Source organism: Kitasatospora sp. NPDC033851 (genome assembly GCF_055576085.1).
The window spans coordinates 333,305-348,624 of the sequence record NZ_JBVIRL010000005.1 but is presented as its reverse complement, the minus strand read 5'-3'; the positions used below and the strand labels follow the sequence as shown (position 1 = coordinate 348,624).

15 protein-coding genes are annotated in these 15,320 nt (G+C 71.8%); 9 read left to right on the top strand and 6 right to left on the bottom strand.

The window, feature by feature from the left end:
- Window positions 1-28: 28 nt before the first annotated feature.
- From ACZ51D_RS13275 to ACZ51D_RS13265, 3 genes are all read right to left on the bottom strand, one after another.
- Entirely contained in the window at window positions 29-1,171 is a 1,143-nt protein-coding gene (locus tag ACZ51D_RS13275) for a glycerate kinase (protein WP_465662294.1), read from the bottom strand.
- Window positions 1,172-1,613: 442 nt separating this feature from the next.
- The gene (locus ACZ51D_RS13270; protein ID WP_465662292.1) at window positions 1,614-2,501 is read right to left on the bottom strand and encodes a 2-hydroxy-3-oxopropionate reductase; all 888 of its coding nucleotides are present in this window, start codon (window positions 2,499-2,501) and stop codon (window positions 1,614-1,616) included.
- A 63-nt stretch (window positions 2,502-2,564) separates the two neighbouring features.
- Window positions 2,565-3,410, bottom strand: coding sequence for a TIM barrel protein (locus ACZ51D_RS13265; protein WP_465619751.1), 846 nt, complete (start codon window positions 3,408-3,410; stop codon window positions 2,565-2,567).
- Between the two features lie 215 nt (window positions 3,411-3,625).
- On the opposite strand from ACZ51D_RS13265, the gene ACZ51D_RS13260 reads away from it, so the two are divergent.
- The 7 genes from ACZ51D_RS13260 to ACZ51D_RS13230 all read left to right on the top strand — a co-directional run bounded on the left by ACZ51D_RS13260 (window position 3,626) and on the right by ACZ51D_RS13230 (window position 9,578).
- The gene (locus ACZ51D_RS13260) at window positions 3,626-3,871 is read left to right on the top strand and encodes a thiamine-binding protein (RefSeq protein ID WP_465620007.1); all 246 of its coding nucleotides are present in this window, start codon (window positions 3,626-3,628) and stop codon (window positions 3,869-3,871) included.
- Window positions 3,868-4,248, top strand: coding sequence for a helix-turn-helix domain-containing protein (locus ACZ51D_RS13255; RefSeq protein WP_465619749.1), 381 nt, complete (start codon window positions 3,868-3,870; stop codon window positions 4,246-4,248). The genes ACZ51D_RS13260 and ACZ51D_RS13255 overlap by 4 nt, the downstream gene beginning before the upstream one ends.
- A gap of 208 nt (window positions 4,249-4,456) precedes the next feature.
- On the top strand, window positions 4,457-4,960 hold the full coding sequence (gene uraD / locus ACZ51D_RS13250) for a 2-oxo-4-hydroxy-4-carboxy-5-ureidoimidazoline decarboxylase (protein WP_465662291.1): 504 nt from the start codon (window positions 4,457-4,459) through the stop codon (window positions 4,958-4,960).
- Between the two features lie 109 nt (window positions 4,961-5,069).
- Window positions 5,070-5,405 (top strand): hydroxyisourate hydrolase, encoded by a 336-nt coding sequence (gene uraH, locus ACZ51D_RS13245; protein ID WP_360490017.1) that lies wholly within the window; start codon window positions 5,070-5,072, stop codon window positions 5,403-5,405.
- 32 nt (window positions 5,406-5,437) lie between these two features.
- A complete protein-coding gene (gene pucL, locus ACZ51D_RS13240) occupies window positions 5,438-6,358 on the top strand; it encodes a factor-independent urate hydroxylase (protein ID WP_360490019.1) in 921 nt (306 codons plus the stop codon).
- Window positions 6,359-6,666: 308 nt separating this feature from the next.
- Window positions 6,667-8,124: a nucleobase:cation symporter-2 family protein gene (locus ACZ51D_RS13235; RefSeq protein ID WP_360490021.1), complete on the top strand. Its 1,458-nt coding sequence runs from the start codon at window positions 6,667-6,669 to the stop codon at window positions 8,122-8,124.
- A 68-nt stretch (window positions 8,125-8,192) separates the two neighbouring features.
- A complete protein-coding gene (locus tag ACZ51D_RS13230) occupies window positions 8,193-9,578 on the top strand; it encodes an 8-oxoguanine deaminase (protein ID WP_360490023.1) in 1,386 nt (461 codons plus the stop codon).
- Between the two features lie 291 nt (window positions 9,579-9,869).
- Here the strand turns inward: ACZ51D_RS13230 and ACZ51D_RS13225 are convergent, their stop codons facing one another.
- Together ACZ51D_RS13225 and aceB are read right to left on the bottom strand one after the other, a co-directional pair.
- Window positions 9,870-10,271: an allophanate hydrolase-related protein gene (locus ACZ51D_RS13225; RefSeq protein WP_360490025.1), complete on the bottom strand. Its 402-nt coding sequence runs from the start codon at window positions 10,269-10,271 to the stop codon at window positions 9,870-9,872.
- A 145-nt stretch (window positions 10,272-10,416) separates the two neighbouring features.
- Entirely contained in the window at window positions 10,417-12,069 is a 1,653-nt protein-coding gene (gene aceB, locus ACZ51D_RS13220) for a malate synthase A (protein ID WP_465619741.1), read from the bottom strand.
- Between the two features lie 201 nt (window positions 12,070-12,270).
- On the opposite strand from aceB, the gene ACZ51D_RS13215 reads away from it, so the two are divergent.
- The gene (locus ACZ51D_RS13215; protein ID WP_465619739.1) at window positions 12,271-13,068 is read left to right on the top strand and encodes an IclR family transcriptional regulator; all 798 of its coding nucleotides are present in this window, start codon (window positions 12,271-12,273) and stop codon (window positions 13,066-13,068) included.
- A 316-nt stretch (window positions 13,069-13,384) separates the two neighbouring features.
- Window positions 13,385-13,963 (top strand): hypothetical protein, encoded by a 579-nt coding sequence (locus tag ACZ51D_RS13210; protein WP_465662288.1) that lies wholly within the window; start codon window positions 13,385-13,387, stop codon window positions 13,961-13,963.
- Between the two features lie 75 nt (window positions 13,964-14,038).
- Here ACZ51D_RS13210 and ACZ51D_RS13205 read toward each other — a convergent pair whose 3' ends face one another.
- Window positions 14,039-15,319 (bottom strand): glycoside hydrolase family 16 protein, encoded by a 1,281-nt coding sequence (locus tag ACZ51D_RS13205; protein WP_465662286.1) that lies wholly within the window; start codon window positions 15,317-15,319, stop codon window positions 14,039-14,041.
- Window position 15,320 lies beyond the last annotated feature (1 nt).

The window sequence follows — 15,320 nt, the reverse complement described above, 5'->3', positions numbered from 1 at the left end:
AAACGTCAATGGATGAACGTACGAGGGTTCAGCGCGCCAGTAGCTCGCCGGCCAGCTTCTCCCCCGCGACTTCGGCCAGCTCGGCGGCCCTGGTCATGCTGTCCCCCGGCTGTTCGGCCAGGTCGGTCAGCGCGATCGCGGCGGTAAAGCCGGCCGCCCGCCACTGGGGCTCGGCGAGTTCCAGTCGACCTGCCACGGCGGCCACCCGAACCCCCGCCCGGGCGGCCGCCGCGGCAACTCCGGCGGGGGCCTTGCCGTGGAGCGTCTGAGCGTCCAGGCAGCCCTCGCCGGTCACGACGAGGCGTGCCCCACGCACGGCCTCGTCGAAGCCCAGCAGGTCGAGCAGCAGCTCGATGCCGGGTCGCATGGTGGCGCCGAGCAGGGCGAGGGCCGCGAAGCCCACCCCGCCCGCGGCGCCGGCGCCGGGGGCCTCCCGGACGTCCCGTCCGGTGGCTTCGGCGACCAGGTCGGCGAACCGGGTCAGTCCTTCCTCCAGGACCACCAGGTCGTCGCCGTCGGCGCCCTTCTGCGGGCCGTACACGGCGGTGGCGCCGCGCGGCCCGAGCAGCGGGTTGTCCACGTCGCAGGCCACCACGATCTCGACGCCGCGCAGGCCGTCGGCCAGCGGGCCCGGGTCGATCTCCGCAAGCCTGCGCAACGCGGCTCCGCCGGGCGGGAGTTCGGCGCCTTCGGCGTCGCGCAGACGCACTCCGAGTGCCTGCACCATGCCCGCCCCGCCGTCCGTGCAGGCGCTGCCGCCGAGGCCCAGCACGATCCGCTTGACGCCGAGCGAGACGGCCCGGGCGATCAGCTGGCCGACCCCGTAGGACCCGGCCGCGAGCGGGGCGGTCCGGCCGCCGGGCAGCCGGGCGAGCCCGGAGGACTGCGCCAGTTCGACCACGGCGGTGTCGCCCCGGACGGCGAGCGCGGCGTCCACCGGCAGGCCGGTCGGGCCGGCCACCTTGGCCGGGACGCGGTCGAACCCCGCCGCGAGCGCGGCGGCCAGGGTGCCCTCGCCGCCGTCGGCGACGGGCAGCTCGCGCACCTCGGTGCCGGGCGCGGCGCGCCGGATGCCGGCGGCGATCCGGGCGGCGACCTCGGCACCCTCCAGGGTGCCCTTGAACTTGTCGGGGGCGACGACCACATGGCCCTGGCGGGGGGTGGGCGGCATGATGCGGTCCTCGCTTCCGTACGGGTGTGGCGGTGGTACTGCGACGTGCGTCAAGCATGTGCCCGGGGGTCCGGGGGTGCGACCCCCTCGGCCGTTCCGGCCCGGGAGGGTCCGGAGGCCCCGGGAGGGCCTGGTCGGCCTGGGAGGGGCCGGAGACCCCGGGAGGGTGCGACCCCCTCCCCGCCGTTCCCCTCGTCCCGCTTCCGACGTACGAGAGGCTCCCCTCGGCGGGGAAGGGGCCAGGCGACGCGCAGGCACGACCGAAGTGCCCCCTGGAAGGGAGTACGCATCACCGGCTGGATCGACCGGCGGGCGGGCGGATGAGCCCCAGCCCGCACGCCGGTCGGGTCAAACCTCCTGGCGACGCGGGCACGACCGGATGGGTACACGCCGCCAGGAGGAGCTTCGGGCCGGGGGCTCCGCACGGGAGCCCCCGGGGGTGTTACTTGACCTCGCGGCCGGAGAGCCGCTCGACGCCGCGCAGCAGCGCCGAGTGGTCGAGCGAGCCGTCGCCGTTGGCGCGGGCGGAGGCGACCAGCTGGGCCACCACGGCGCCGACCGGCAGCGCGGCGCCCACGGCGCGGGCGGCGTCGGTGACGATGCCCATGTCCTTGTGGTGCAGGTCGATCCGGAAGCCCGGGGCGAACTCGCGGTTCAGCATGTTCGCCTTCTTGCGGTTGAGCACGGTCGAGCCGGCCAGGCCGCCGCCGAGGACGTCCAGGGCCGCCTGCAGGTCGACGCCGGCGTTCTCGAGGAACACCACGGCCTCGGCGAGCACCTGGATGTTGACGGCGACGATCAGCTGGTTGGCGGCCTTGACGGTCTGGCCGGCGCCGGCCGGGCCGACGTGGATGATCGTGGTGCCCAGCACGTCGAACAGCGGCTTGGCCTCGGCGAAGTCCTCGGCGGCGCCGCCGACCATGATCGACAGAACGGCCTCGACGGCGCCGGCCTCGCCGCCGGAGACCGGGGCGTCCAGCGTCCGGACGCCCTTGGCCTTGGCGGCCGCCTCGACCTTGATCGAGGTCTGCGGGGTGATCGAGGACATGTCGATCACCAGGGTGCCGGGCTGGACGTTCTCCAGTACGCCGCCCTCGCCCAGGATGGCCTGCTCGACGTGCGGGTCGGCCGGGACCATGGTGATGACGACCTCGGCGTCCTTCACCGCGTCCGCGATGGAGGTGGCGCCGTGGCCGCCGGCCGCGACCAGGGCGTCGATCTGCGGCTGGGTGAGGTTGAAGCCGGTGACGTGGTGGCCGGCCTTGACCAGGTTGGCGGCCATCGGGCTGCCCATGATGCCGAGGCCGATGAAGGCGATCTTGCGGCTCATCGCGTCGAGTTCCTTACGTGTGCGGGTGGGAGGTCGGGTGGGTCGGCCGAGAGCCGAGTGGCGCTACTCGGCGGCGCGCAGCTCGCGCGGCAGCCACCCGAAGCTGTCGGCGCTGACGCCGGTGGAGGGGCGGTACTCCAGGCCGATCGGGCCCGTGTAGCCGGCGGCGGTGAGCCGGGCGAACAGGTCCTCGAAGTCCAGTCCGCCGGTGCCGGGCTCGTTGCGGCCCGGGTTGTCGGCGATCTGCACGTGGCCGATGCGGTCGGCGTAGGTCTCGATGACCTGCGCCAGGTCCTCGCCGTTCTTGGCCAGGTGGTACAGGTCGCACAGGAACCGGGCGTTGCCCAGGCCGGTGGCGGCGTTGACCCTGTCGACCACCTCGACGGCGGCGGCGGCCGAGACCAACGGGTAGTCCGGGGACTCGGCCTGGTTCAGGGCCTCGATCAGCAGGATCGCGCCGACCTCGTGCGCGGCCTTCGCGGCGAGCACCAGGTTGTCCAGTGCGAGCGCGTCCTGCTCGGCCGCCTCGACGCCCTCGACCCGGTTGCCGTACAGCGCGTTGAGCGCCTTGGTGCCGAGCGAGCCGGCGAGCTCCGCGGCGACCGGGACGTTGGCCCGGAAGCGGTCCCGCTCGGAGGGAACCGAGACGGTACCGCGGGCGCCCTTGCTCAGGTCGTCCAGGAAGTTGAGGCCGGTGAGCCGTACCCCGGCGTCGGTGAACGCCTTGCGGAGTGCGTCGAGCTCGGCCTCGGAGGGGTTGTGCTCCTCCCCGAAGGGCCACCAGAGCTCGGCGGCGGTGAAGCCGGCCGCGGCTGCCGCGGCGGGGCGCTCCAGGAGCGGCAGCTCGCCGAACAGGATCGACAGGTTGACCGTGTAGTGGTGCTTGGCAGCGGCCGTCACGTCAATCACCTCTCATCTCTCTTCCGTCATCCGCAACTTCCACGATCCGGAAGAGGGATTCTGTGTGGTGGAAGCATCTCCGGCCGATGAAGCGAGTGTCAAGGGCGTCGCAACATTTTGTTGAAGACGCTCGGAGGGTGCTCCGCCGCTGGTACCGCGACTGTTCGATCGCCCAGCCCCTGCCCGCCCGCACCCTCGCTGGATACAGTGATCCCGTGCGATTGATGGTGGAGTTCACGACAGAACCGTTCGAACTGGACACGTTCCCGGAGCACGCCGCGGCGGCCCGCAGGGCCGTCGACGACGCCGGCCTGGCCGTGTCGGTCGGCCCCTTCGGGACCGGCGCCGAGGGCGAGGCCGAACAGGTCCTCGCCGCGGTGACCAAGCTGCTCCGGGAGACCTTGGACGCCGGGGCAACCCGGATCTCCGTCCAGGTCAGCGTCCTGGACGAGGAGGGCGGTACGCCGTGACCGAGCATGTGGAACACCCGCTCGCCGCGGCGATGAAGCCGCTGCTGGACGCGGTCGGCGCGACGCCCGTCCCGCTGGACGAGGCCAAGACCGAGGACGTCGTCCTGGAGTGGGAGGGCACGCCGGCGCTGGCCGTCCGGCTGCCGCACCTGAGCAGCGCGCTGGACCGACTGCTGGCCGAGATGACCCGCCAGTTCGACGGCCGCCCGCTGGCCGAGCTGGACCGGCTGGAGAAGCAGCGGGTCGTCGCCCTCCTGGAGGAGCGCGGCGCCTTCACCGTCCGCCACGGCGTCGAGACGGTCGCCTCGGCCCTGGGCGTCAGCCGCTTCACGGTGTACAACTACCTGAACCGCCAGGACGGCTCGAAGCCCTCCTGACCGACGGGACTTTCCGAACGGGTGACCCCGCCGGTACGGCCAGTCTGGATCGGCCCGCGGCGGGGCACACTTGGCGAATCGCACACGAAAGGGCCCGGCATCCCGGGCCGGTTCAAAACGTAACCACCAACCGTTCAACAAAGTGTTGACGCCCGGGTGGGGTCGATCTAGCTTTTGCGGGTGGCACCACTCTTCAGGAGGTCCACTCGTGACCAACCACCCCCACGCCCTTGACGCCCTGGCCGCGGCCGATGCCGCGGAGCTGGAGGCGATCCTGCTGGAGGTATGCTCCAGCCCCCGCTGGGCCGCCGCGGTCGCGGAGGCCAAGCCCTGGTCCGACCGCGAGGCCCTGCTCGCCGCCAACGCGGCGGCCATGGCGTCGCTGACGGCCGAGGACCTGCGCGACGCGATGGCCGGCCACGCCCGGATCGGCAAGCCCAAGACGGGCGACGCCACCTCCGAGCGCGAGCAGGCCGGAATCCAGGGCGTGGACCAAGCGGTCCTCGACGAACTGCGCGAGGCCAACACCGCCTACGAGGCGAAGTTCGGCCACGTGTTCCTGATCTGCGCGACCGGCCGCACCGCGGTCGGCATGCTCGCCGCCCTGCGCGAGCGCCACCCCAACGACGCCGCCACCGAGGCGGAGATCGTCCGCGGGGAGCTGCGCAAGATCAACGACATCCGCCTCAACCGCCTGATCGACGGCCCCTGACCGCACTTCTGACGTACCGTCATGAACAAAGTCGTCGCTCACGCGCCCGGCCAGGTCGCTCGGGAACTGGCGCACCATCACATCTGCCATCAGTAAGGTCACTTCACCCATGACTGGCATCTCCACCCACGTGCTCGACACCAGCCTCGGCCGCCCGGCCGAGGGTGTCCCGGTCGAGCTCGCACTGCACACCGAGGGTGGCTGGCAGGTGCTCGGCACCTCCGCCACGGACTCCGACGGCCGGGTCAAGGACCTGCCGGCCGTGGAGGCGGGCTCGGTCGTCCGGCTGCTCTTCGACACCGGCGCCCACTACGCGCTCAAGTCGTCGGAGCCGCCGTTCTTCCCCGAGGTCTCGATCGTCTTCACGGTCGCGCCCGAACAGCACCACTACCACGTGCCGCTGCTGCTCAACCCGTTCGGATACTCGGTCTACCGCGGAAGCTAGTAGACCGACCTGGAAGCTTTAGGAGCCACGTCATGGCCCACGTGCTCGGTCAGAACCAGTACGGCAAGGCGGAGAACCGCATCGTCCGGGTCTCCCGCGACTCCACCCGGCACGAGATCAAGGACCTGAACGTCTCGGTCTCCCTCCAGGGCGAGTTCGAGGACGTCCACCTCACCGGGTCCAACGCCAACTGCCTCCCCACCGACACCACCAAGAACACCGTCTACGCCTTCGCCAAGGAGTACGGCATCGAGTCGGCCGAGGCCTTCGGCATCATCCTGGCGCGCCACTTCGTCGACAACACCGAGCGCGGCGTCGTGCACGGCGCCCGGATCCGGATCGAGGAGTACACCTGGGACCGGATCAAGACGCCGGACAGCTCGGCCCGCTTCATCGGCTCGGAGGAGGTCGGCCACTCCTTCGTCCGCAGCGGCCAGGAGGTCCGCACCACCGAGATCTTCTACGACGGTGAGTCCGTCCAGGTCATCTCCGGCCTGAAGGACCTCGTGGTGATGAACTCCACCAACTCGGAGTTCTGGGGCTACATCAAGGACAAGTACACCACCCTGCAGGAGGCGTACGACCGCATCCTCGCCACCCAGGTGACCGCCCGCTGGAAGTACGGCTACAGCGGCAAGGACGGCGAGGCCCAGCCCAACTGGAACCGCTCCTACGCCCACGTGAAGCGCCACATGCTGGAGGCGTTCGCCGAGACCTACTCCTACTCGCTGCAGCAGACCCTGCACGCGATGGGCACCCGGGTCCTCAACAACCGCGCCGAGGTGGACGAGGTACGCCTCGAGCTGCCCAACAAGCACCACTTCCTCGTCGACCTGGAGCCCTTCGGCCTCAAGAACGACAACGAGGTCTACTACGCCGCGGACCGCATGTACGGCCTGATCGAGGGCACCGTGCACCGCGAGGGCGTCGTCCCGGTCATCCCGGTCGCCTGACCTCCCCCACCACCGTGGACACCGCCCGGAATCGCCGCACCCGCCGGCCCCCTCAGGCCGGTCGAGTCCGGGCGGGCCGGTCCATCCGCACCACCGGCAGCACCTGCGCTATCCGTATCACCCGCACCACCAGTTTCTCCACCCCCACCCACCGGAGTTCGTGTCTGCCTCGCGGCGGCCGGCCCGGGGCACTGGAGAGGCCGGCCGAGGAATCCTTGCACCGCCGTCCCGTCCTCGGCCACATCACCACCAGCCGCACTCCAGCGCCACGGGCGCGCCGGGAGCCACGGGCACAAGAGGGGCTCGACATGGCACCCAGCAACACCAGTACAGACGGCGGTTCCACCCCGGCAGGACCCCCTGGCCCGGACACCTCCACCAGCCTCCCCGGCGAGGAGTCCGGGCCCGGGACCCACCCCGTGGACGAGTTGCTGCCCCCGGTGAAACTGTTCTCCACCGGACTCCAGCACGTCGCCGCGATGTACGCGGGGGTCGTCGCACCCCCGCTCATCGTCGGCGCCGGCGTCGGGCTCTCGCCCGCCGAACTCGCCCTGCTCATATCGGCCAGCCTGTTCACCGCCGGACTGGCCACCCTCCTCCAGACCCTCGGGGTCTGGAAGATCGGCGCGCGACTGCCGTTCGTGAACGGCGTCTCCTTCGCGGGGGTCGCGCCCATGATCGCCATCGCCAACGAACACGGACCGAAGAACGCCCTCCCGGTGATCTTCGGAGCGGTGATCGTCGCGGGGGCCCTGTGCTTCCTCGCGGCGCCGTACTTCTGCAAGCTCATCCGGTTCTTCCCCCCGGTCGTCCAAGGCACCGTGATCACCCTCATCGGGGTGTCCCTGCTTCCGGTGGCGGTCAACTGGGCTCGCGGCGGCTCGCCGAGCGCCCCCGGGTACGGCTCCATGCGGGCCATCGGCCTCGCCGCGATCACCCTCGCCGCGGTGGTGCTCTGCAACCGGCTGCTGCGCGGCTTCTGGCAGCAGCTGTCCCTGCTCGTCGGCCTGGCGTTCGGCACCCTGATCGCCTTCCCGCTGGGGCTGGCCGACTTCGGCGCGGTCCGGGACGCGAAGGTCTTCGCGCTCCCCTCCCCGTTCCACTTCGGCGCGCCCATGTTCGACGCGGCCGCGATCGTCTCGCTCTGCATCGTCATGGTGGTCTCGATGACCGAGTCCACCGCCGACATGCTCGCGCTCGGCAAGATCGTCGACCGCGAGGCCGACGAAACCACCCTCGCCGCCGGCCTGCGGGCCGACGGCCTGGCCACCGCGCTCAGCCCCGTCTTCAACGGCTTCGCCGCCAGCGCCTTCGCCCAGAACATCGGGCTGGTCGCGCTGACGAAGATCCGCAGCCGCTTCGTGGTCGCGGCCGGCGGCGGCATCCTGGTCCTGCTGGGGCTCTTCCCCGTGCTGGGCTCGGTCGTCTCCCTGGTACCGCAGCCCGTTCTCGGCGGCGCCGGGATCGTGCTCTTCGGCACGGTCGCGGCCAGCGGCATCCGCACCCTCGCGGAGGCCGGCATGGAGTCCAGCTCCCACACCATCCTGGTGTCGGTCTCGCTCGGTGTCGGCATCGTCCCGATCGCCGCGCCGACGTTCTACGACTCCTTCCCGGAGGCCGTAAGGACCCTGATGCACTCGGGGATCTCGGCCGGCTGCGTGATGGCCGTCCTGCTCAACCTGCTCTTCCACCACGTCGGAGCCGCCCGCCGGTCCAGATCCGGCGAGGGCTCCGGCGCGACGGTGCCGACGGCGACACCGTCCTGACCGGTCCGGGAGGAGCGCGCCTCGCCCCGACGCGCCCTCCTCCCGGCCCTCCCCCACTAGGAGACACCATGGCAGTCCAGCCCCCGCCCGCCGACCAGCGGATCGTGATCGAGAACGTCGCGATCGCCACCGTCGACGCCAACGACACCGAGTACGCCCGCGGCCACGTGGTCATCCTCGGCAACACGATCGAGTCGGTCGGCGACGGCGCCGCCCCGGCGTGGCTGGACAACGTGGTGCGCCGCATCAACGGCGAAGGCCACCTGATCACCCCCGGCCTGGTCAACACCCACCACCACTTCTACCAGTGGATCACCCGCGGCCTCGCCCAGGACAACATCCTGTTCGACTGGCTGGTCGCCCTCTACCCGACCTGGGCCCGGATCGACGAGAAGCTCGTCCACGCCGCCAGCCAGGGCTCCGCCGCCGCGCTGCTCAAGTCCGGCTGCACCACCGCCTCCGACCACCACTACGTCTTCCCCCAGGACGGCGGCGACGTCCTCGGCGCCTCCATCGAGGCCGTCCAGGAGCTCGGCCTGCGGTTCACCGCGCTGCGCGGCTCGATGGACCGCAGCAAGAAGGACGGCGGCCTGCCGCCGGACCACGCCGTCGAGGAGCTGGACGACATCCTGGCCGCCTCCGAGGCCGCCGTCGACCGGTACCACGACTCCTCCTTCGGCTCGATGCTGCACGTCGCCATCGCGCCCTGCTCGCCCTTCTCGGTCTCCACCGACCTGCTCCGCCAGTCCGCCGAACTCGCCCGCCGCAAGGGCGTCCGGCTGCACACCCACGGCTCGGAGACCGCCGAGGAGGAGCAGTTCTGCAAGGAGCTGTTCGGCATGGGCCCGACCGACTACTTCGAGTCGGTCGGCTGGCTCGGCGAGGACGTCTGGATGGCCCACTGCGTCCACATGAACGACTCCGACATCGCCAAGTTCGCCGAGACCGGCACCGGCGTCGCCCACTGCCCCTCCTCCAACGCCCGCCTCGCCGCCGGCATCGCCCGGGTACCCGACATGCTCCGGGCCGGAGTCCCGGTCGGCCTCGGCGTGGACGGCACCGCCTCCAACGAGTCCGGCGAACTCGGCACCGAGCTGCGCAACGCCCTGCTGATCAACCGGCTGCACGGCTCCCCCACCGCCCTCACCGGACGCCAGGCGCTGCGCCTCGGCACCATGGGCGGCGCCCGGGTGCTCGGCCGGCAGAACGAGATCGGCTCGATCGAGGTCGGCAAGCTCGCCGACCTGGCGCTGTGGAAGATCGACGGGGTCATGCACTCCTCCATCGCCGACCCGATCGCCGCGCTCACCTTCGGCGCCCTGCCGCCGCTGTCAGCGCTGTTCGTCAACGGCAACGCGGTGGTCGAGAAGGGGCAGCTGACCACCGTCAACGAGGACCGGATCGCGCGCGACTGCGCCCGCGCCGCCCGGGAGCTGGCGGCCCGACCGGTCTGACACCCCTCGGACTCCGAGGGCACCCAGGGACGGTGTGCCCCCGGACTCCGCGCACCCCACAGCGGGTGCGCGGACCGCGGCCCCGGACCCACGGCGAGGGTCCGGGGCCGCGGCGTGCCCGGCGCCGACCCGCCCCCACCCCGGCGAGCTCGGGGGCGAACTCCGGGCGGGGAGCCTCAGCGAACAGATGACAGACGACAGCGACCAGATGACAGATGACGAAAGTTGTCATCTGTCATCTGGTCGCCGTCATCTGTTCGCCGTCATCCGTCCGCCGTCATCCGTCCGCCGTCAGGCCGCGCGCCCGATCGTCGACAGGTAGGTGCGCCAGCCACCGTGGTGGGTGATCTCGCGGTGGACGCCGCGCTCGACTTCGCCCCGGGCGAGCAGCATGGAGAAGCACGCGGAGCCGTCCTCCAGCGTGATCACGCCCAGCTCCAGCTCGCGCGGTTCGCCGGGCAGCACGACGTCCCGCAGCCGCTCCAGGCTGATGTCGTACAGCTCGCCCTCGATGGCGGTGTCGACGTCCGGGTCGGGCAGCAGCCCCGGGCAGACGTCCGTGCCGCCACTGTGGTCGATGGAGAAGAAGCGGTAGCCGGGAGCGGTCCGGGCGGGCCCGATCAGCGCGTCGGCGACCTTGGCGTGGAACGGGCCGCCGACCATCGCCTGGCCGTTGAAGAAGATGCGCGGCATGGGTGAACTCCTTGCGAGGAAAAGGCCGTTCCGTACGGCGATGAGAGGACAGGTGGATTCGTCGCCGTACGGAACGGAGTAACGGGCCGCCGGAGTGCTACAGCCTGGCAGGCGTCAGCGGCGGAGCCGGCGGATTAGATTGGGCTCAGCCCAGCAGGGGAAGCGCGGGGAGGGTCAGGAAGTCCGCGAACTCCTCGGCCAGGGCGACCTGTTCGAAGAGCTGGGCGGCCTCGCGCCAGCGGCCGGCACGGTAGGCATCCTCGCCCAGCTCGGCGAGGAGTTCGGCCAGTTCCGTGGCGACCAGGCTGCGGACCAGTTCGGCGGTGGCCTTCTCGCCGGTGTCGGAGAGCACGACCCCGTTGTGGATCCACTGCCAGATCTGCGAGCGGGAGATCTCGGCGGTGGCAGCGTCCTCCATCATGTTGAAGATGCCGACCGCGCCCATCCCGCGCAGCCAGGCCTCGATGTAGCGGACGCCGACCTGGACGGCGTTGTGCAGTCCCGCGTGGGTGCAGGTGCCGCCGGCGCCGGCGATGTCGAGCAGCTGGGCGGCGGTGACGGGCTCGGACGGGCCGGGGTTGTCCTTCTGGTGGGGCCGCTCGCCGAGCACCGCGTCGAAGGAGGCCCGGGCGACCGGCACCAGGTCCGGGTGGGCGACCCAGGAGCCGTCGAAGCCATTGCCGGCCTCGCGGTCCTTGTCGGCCTTGACCTTCTCGAGCGCGGCCGCGTTGACCTCGGGGTCCTTGCGGCTGGGGATGAACGCGGCCATGCCGCCGATCGCGTGGGCGCCGCGCTTGTGGCAAGTCTGCACCAACAGGCGGGTGTAGGCGGCCATGAACGGCGAGGCCATGGTGACGCTGTTGCGGTCCGGCAGGATGTAGTGCTCGCCGGCGTCGCGGAAGTTCTTGACGATCGAGAACAGGTAGTCCCAGCGCCCGGCGTTGAGGCCGGCCGCGTGGTCGCGCAGCTCGTAGAGGATCTCGTCCATCTCGAAGGCGGCGGTGATGGTCTCGATCAGGACGGTGGCGCGGATGGTGCCGTGCGGGATGCCGAGTGCGGCCTGGGCGTGGGTGAACACGTCGTTCCAGAGCCGGGCCTCGAGGTGGCTCTCGGTCTTCGGCAGGTAGAAGTACGGCCCGGAGTTGGGGTCCTCGGCGCCCTTGGCGAGCAGCCGGGCGGCGTTGTGGAAGAAGTACAGGCCGAAGTCGAGGAAGGCGCCGGCGACCGGGGTGCCGTCGACCAGCAGGTGGCTCTCGTCCAGGTGCCAGCCGCGCGGGCGGACCACGACGGTGGCGAGTTCGGCGGCGGGCTTGAGGGCGTAGGCCTTGCCGGCCGGGGTGGTGAAGTCGATCCGGCCCTCGTAGGCGTCGATCAGGTTGACCTGGCCGCTGACCACGTTCTCCCAGGTCGGGGAGGTGGCGTCCTCAAAGTCGGCGAGCCAGATCCTGGCGCCGGAGTTGAGGGCGTTGATGACCATCTTGCGGTCGGTCGGCCCGGTGATCTCGACCCGGCGGTCCTGGAGGGCGCGGGGCGCCTCGGCGACCTTCCAGTCCCCGGCGCGGATGTCGGCGGTGTCGGGGAGGAAGTCCAGCGTGCCGGCTGCCGCGATCTCGGCGCGGCGGGTCTTCCGCCTGGCCAGGAGCTCTTGCCGGCGGTCCTCGAAGGCGCGATGGAGGCCGACGACGAAGGCGACGGCCTCCGGAGTGAGCACCTCCTCCGCCCGGTGGACGCGCGGACCGGCGACAGTGACGACCGGAGCGGCGGGGGAGGTGCCGACGGGCCCCTGATCTGCAGCCATGAGCAGGACACTCCTAAGACGGTTGAGCCTGGCGAAGGGAGCTCCGGTGGGAACTTCCTCGGGAACTTCCTCGATCGTTACCCGCCTGTCGGCGAGTTCGATTCTGTAAGGTGGAGACTAGTTTCCGCGATACAGAATTTCAACGGTTTGTTGAAGAGGTCGCCGGGACTCTACTCCTCCCCGACAGCGAAGGGAACGCCGGTGGTTGCGACCCCCGACACAGCATCGACGACAGGCTCCGACCGCGCGAGCGGCGGCGTGCAGTCCGTCGAGCGCGCCTTCCAACTCCTGGAGGCGCTGGCCGACGCCGGCGGCGTGGCCACGCTCAGCGAGCTCTCCACCAGTTCCGGCCTCCCGATGCCGACCATCCACCGACTGGTTCGTACCCTCGTCCAGCAGGGCTATGTCCGCCAGGACACCGCGCGCCGCTACACCCTCGGCCCCCGGCTGATCCGCCTCGGCGAGACGGCCGGGCGGCTGCTCGGCAGCTGGGCCCGCCCCTACCTGGCCGAGCTCATGGAGGCCACCGGCGAGACCGCGAACCTGGCGGTACTGGAGGGCGGCGAGGTGGTGTACGTCGGGCAGGTGCAGTCGCGGCGCTCGATGCGGATGTTCACCGAGGTCGGGCGGCGGGTGCAGCCGCACTGCACCGGCGTCGGCAAGGCACTGCTCGCCCAGCTGCCCGAGGACGAGGCGCGCGCCGTCCTCGGCCCCAACCCGCTGCCGGCCCACACCGAGTACACGGTCACCGACCCGCAGGAGCTGCTGCACCAGCTCGCCGAGGCGCGCGAGCGCGGCTACGTGGTCGACGACCAGGAGCAGGAGATCGGCGTCCGCTGCATCGCGCTCGCCGTCCCCGGCGCGCCGACGCCCACCGCGCTCTCGGTCTCCGGGCCGGAGGCCCGCATCCGGGCCCTGGAGGAGCAGGCCGGGGCCGCCTCGCTGGTACCGGTGATGCGCCAGATCGCCGGCCGGCTGGGGCAGGTCCTCGCCCCCTGAGGGCCACCAGCCTGACGCCTCGTCACCCCCCCTTCCGACACGGGCCGCCGGGCCGACACCGCACGTCCTCCGTTCGAGCGGACGGCGGCGGGGCGGGTCGGGATGCGCCCCGGTCGCGGCGACAGCTCGGCCACCCTGGTGCGGACGCGGCCCGCGACGGTGCGGGCGGCCGAAGCACGAGGGCACGGTGAGCGGCATGGAGCAGCAGGACGTACGGGGCGTCGTAGGAGGTGGCTCGGGATCGCGCGGCAGCACTGGGTCTTGCGGTGACACGGGATCGCACGGCAGCACGAGGGGCAGGAGGTACGGCGGGGCCGTGCTGGTCGCGGCCGTCGTGGCGGGCTGCACGGTGGCGGTGCCGGCCACCAGCCCGTCCTGGGCGCTGCGTCGGCCGGAGCCCCGTCCGGCGGTGGAGGTCGTCGCGCCGGGCGCGCCGACCGCGTCCGCCGTCCCCGAGGTGTCCACCCTGCCCGCCGTGGTCGCCGCGCCGTCCGACTCCGACCTGGAGGTGGTCCGGATCGACCCGGACCCGGCGGCGCCGCCCGGCGGCACCACGACCGTCCACGGCTTCGTCGCCAACAGGGGCCCGGACGCCACCGCCTCCCCGTTCACGGTCGTGGTCACCCTGCCGAAGGGCGTCACCCCCGAGGGGCCCTACTACCCCGACAACTGCGAGGTGCTGCAGAACGGCCACCGGGTGCGCTGCGTCTTCGGGCCCGGGCTGCCGCCGCTGCGCACCGCGACCGCCCTCGTCCCGGTCCGTCTGGACCCCGACCTGCCCCTGGGAAAACTGAGCGGCGGCTGGGTCGCGGTGCGCAGCGCGGACGACCGGGACGAGAGCAACAACCGGCAGCCGTTCGACATCACGGTGGTCGAGACGGCTGCCGGTTCCTGAGCACGTCGTCCCACCGGGCGCCGGGCGCCGGCGAGCGGCTGCCGGCTTGCGGCGACCGGTGAGACGTCCTACCGGTTAGCGGTAGACGCGGACGTAGTCGGCGGCCATGGTGATCGGAGCGGTCCCCTGTGGCGCGGGGTGGTACTGCCCCGCGCACACCGAGAGGTTGAGGATCAGGTACGCCGACCAGTTGGCGCCGACGCCCTTGCCGTCCGAGAAGACCTTGACGCCGTTGACGTACCAGTCCACCGAGTTCGCGCCGTAGTAGGTGCCGATGGTCACCCACTGGTCCTTCGCGATGGCGCTCGCGTCGGTGTAGTACTTCGGGTTGCCGGGGTTGACGTGGTTGGTCAGCTCCAGCAGGTTCGGGTTGTCGGGGTGGTACTCGAAGGAGTCGATCTCCCCGTTGCCGTTCTTCCAGGTCCACAGGGCCGGCCAGGCGCCGGTGCCCGCGGGCAGCTTGACCCGGGTCTCGGCGTAGTCGCCGGTCTTGACCTGGAAGCCCTCGCTGGAGCCCTCGGTGGTCAGGAAGCCGGTGTTCCAGGACTGCTTGCCGTTCTCCAGGGCCGGGCCGCCGGGGGCGGCGGTGAAGGTGGCGACCCCGTTGGCGACGCTGACGTTGTTCTTGTTCAGCCAGTCCAGCTTGTTGTCGTCCGGGTTGTGGTTCCCGTACTTGTACGAGGTGCTCTTGTCGCCGACCCAGCGCTGGCCCCAGGAGATCGAGCCGTTGAACTCGTCCGACCAGGTCAGCGACTTGCCGACGACCGGGGAGGACGGCGCGGGGGCGGTCGGGCTGGCCGTGGCGCTCGGGGTCGGCGTGGAGGTCGGGGTCGGCGTGGAGGTCGGCGCCGGGGTGGCGGTGGCCGTCGGGGCCGGGGCCGGGGTGGCGGTGGCCGAGACCATCAGCTGCTGCGAGGGCAGGTTGTGCCAGACGCCGCCGAGGTCCTGCCAGAAGCCGAACTGGGTGTACGTCCCGGCGGGCAGGGTGCGCGCGCCGCTGGTGAAGTTCACGCCGCTCGGGCAGATCTGCACGTTGGAGGCGTTGCCGGGGAAGTCGAGGTTGGTGCCGCGCGCGTCCCGCACGCCCACGCCGACGGTCTTCGCGGTGAAGCAGGCCGAGGAGTGCAGGCCGAGCGAGGCGGTGCCGGCCTTGCCCGCGACCATGGTGGCGGGGGCGAGCCGGTCCTGGGTGACGGTCGGCGCGGTGGCGGCCTGGGCACTGCTCACGGACGGCAGTCCGAACAGGCCGGCGCCGCTGATGGCGAGCGCCCCCGTGGCGGCGAAGGCGGCGTTGCGGCCGCGGCGGGAGGGGCGGGCGCGGCGCGGCGTGGCGCGCCGGACAGCAGGCTGGGGCATG

Bases quoted from the DNA above. Each gene is read 5' to 3' on its own strand.
- aceB (WP_465619741.1), bottom strand. From the start codon at position 12,069: ATGGCTGCAGATCAGGGGCCCGTCGGCACCTCCCCCGCCGCTCCGGTC.
- ACZ51D_RS13230 (WP_360490023.1), top strand. From the start codon at position 8,193: ATGGCAGTCCAGCCCCCGCCCGCCGACCAGCGGATCGTGATCGAGAAC.
- ACZ51D_RS13260 (WP_465620007.1), top strand. From the start codon at position 3,626: ATGGTGGAGTTCACGACAGAACCGTTCGAACTGGACACGTTCCCGGAG.
- ACZ51D_RS13270 (WP_465662292.1), bottom strand. From the start codon at position 2,501: ATGAGCCGCAAGATCGCCTTCATCGGCCTCGGCATCATGGGCAGCCCG.
- uraH (WP_360490017.1), top strand. From the start codon at position 5,070: ATGACTGGCATCTCCACCCACGTGCTCGACACCAGCCTCGGCCGCCCG.
- ACZ51D_RS13235 (WP_360490021.1), top strand. From the start codon at position 6,667: ATGGCACCCAGCAACACCAGTACAGACGGCGGTTCCACCCCGGCAGGA.
- pucL (WP_360490019.1), top strand. From the start codon at position 5,438: ATGGCCCACGTGCTCGGTCAGAACCAGTACGGCAAGGCGGAGAACCGC.
- ACZ51D_RS13205 (WP_465662286.1), bottom strand. From the start codon at position 15,319: ATGCCCCAGCCTGCTGTCCGGCGCGCCACGCCGCGCCGCGCCCGCCCC.
- ACZ51D_RS13275 (WP_465662294.1), bottom strand. From the start codon at position 1,171: ATGCCGCCCACCCCCCGCCAGGGCCATGTGGTCGTCGCCCCCGACAAG.
- ACZ51D_RS13225 (WP_360490025.1), bottom strand. From the start codon at position 10,271: ATGCCGCGCATCTTCTTCAACGGCCAGGCGATGGTCGGCGGCCCGTTC.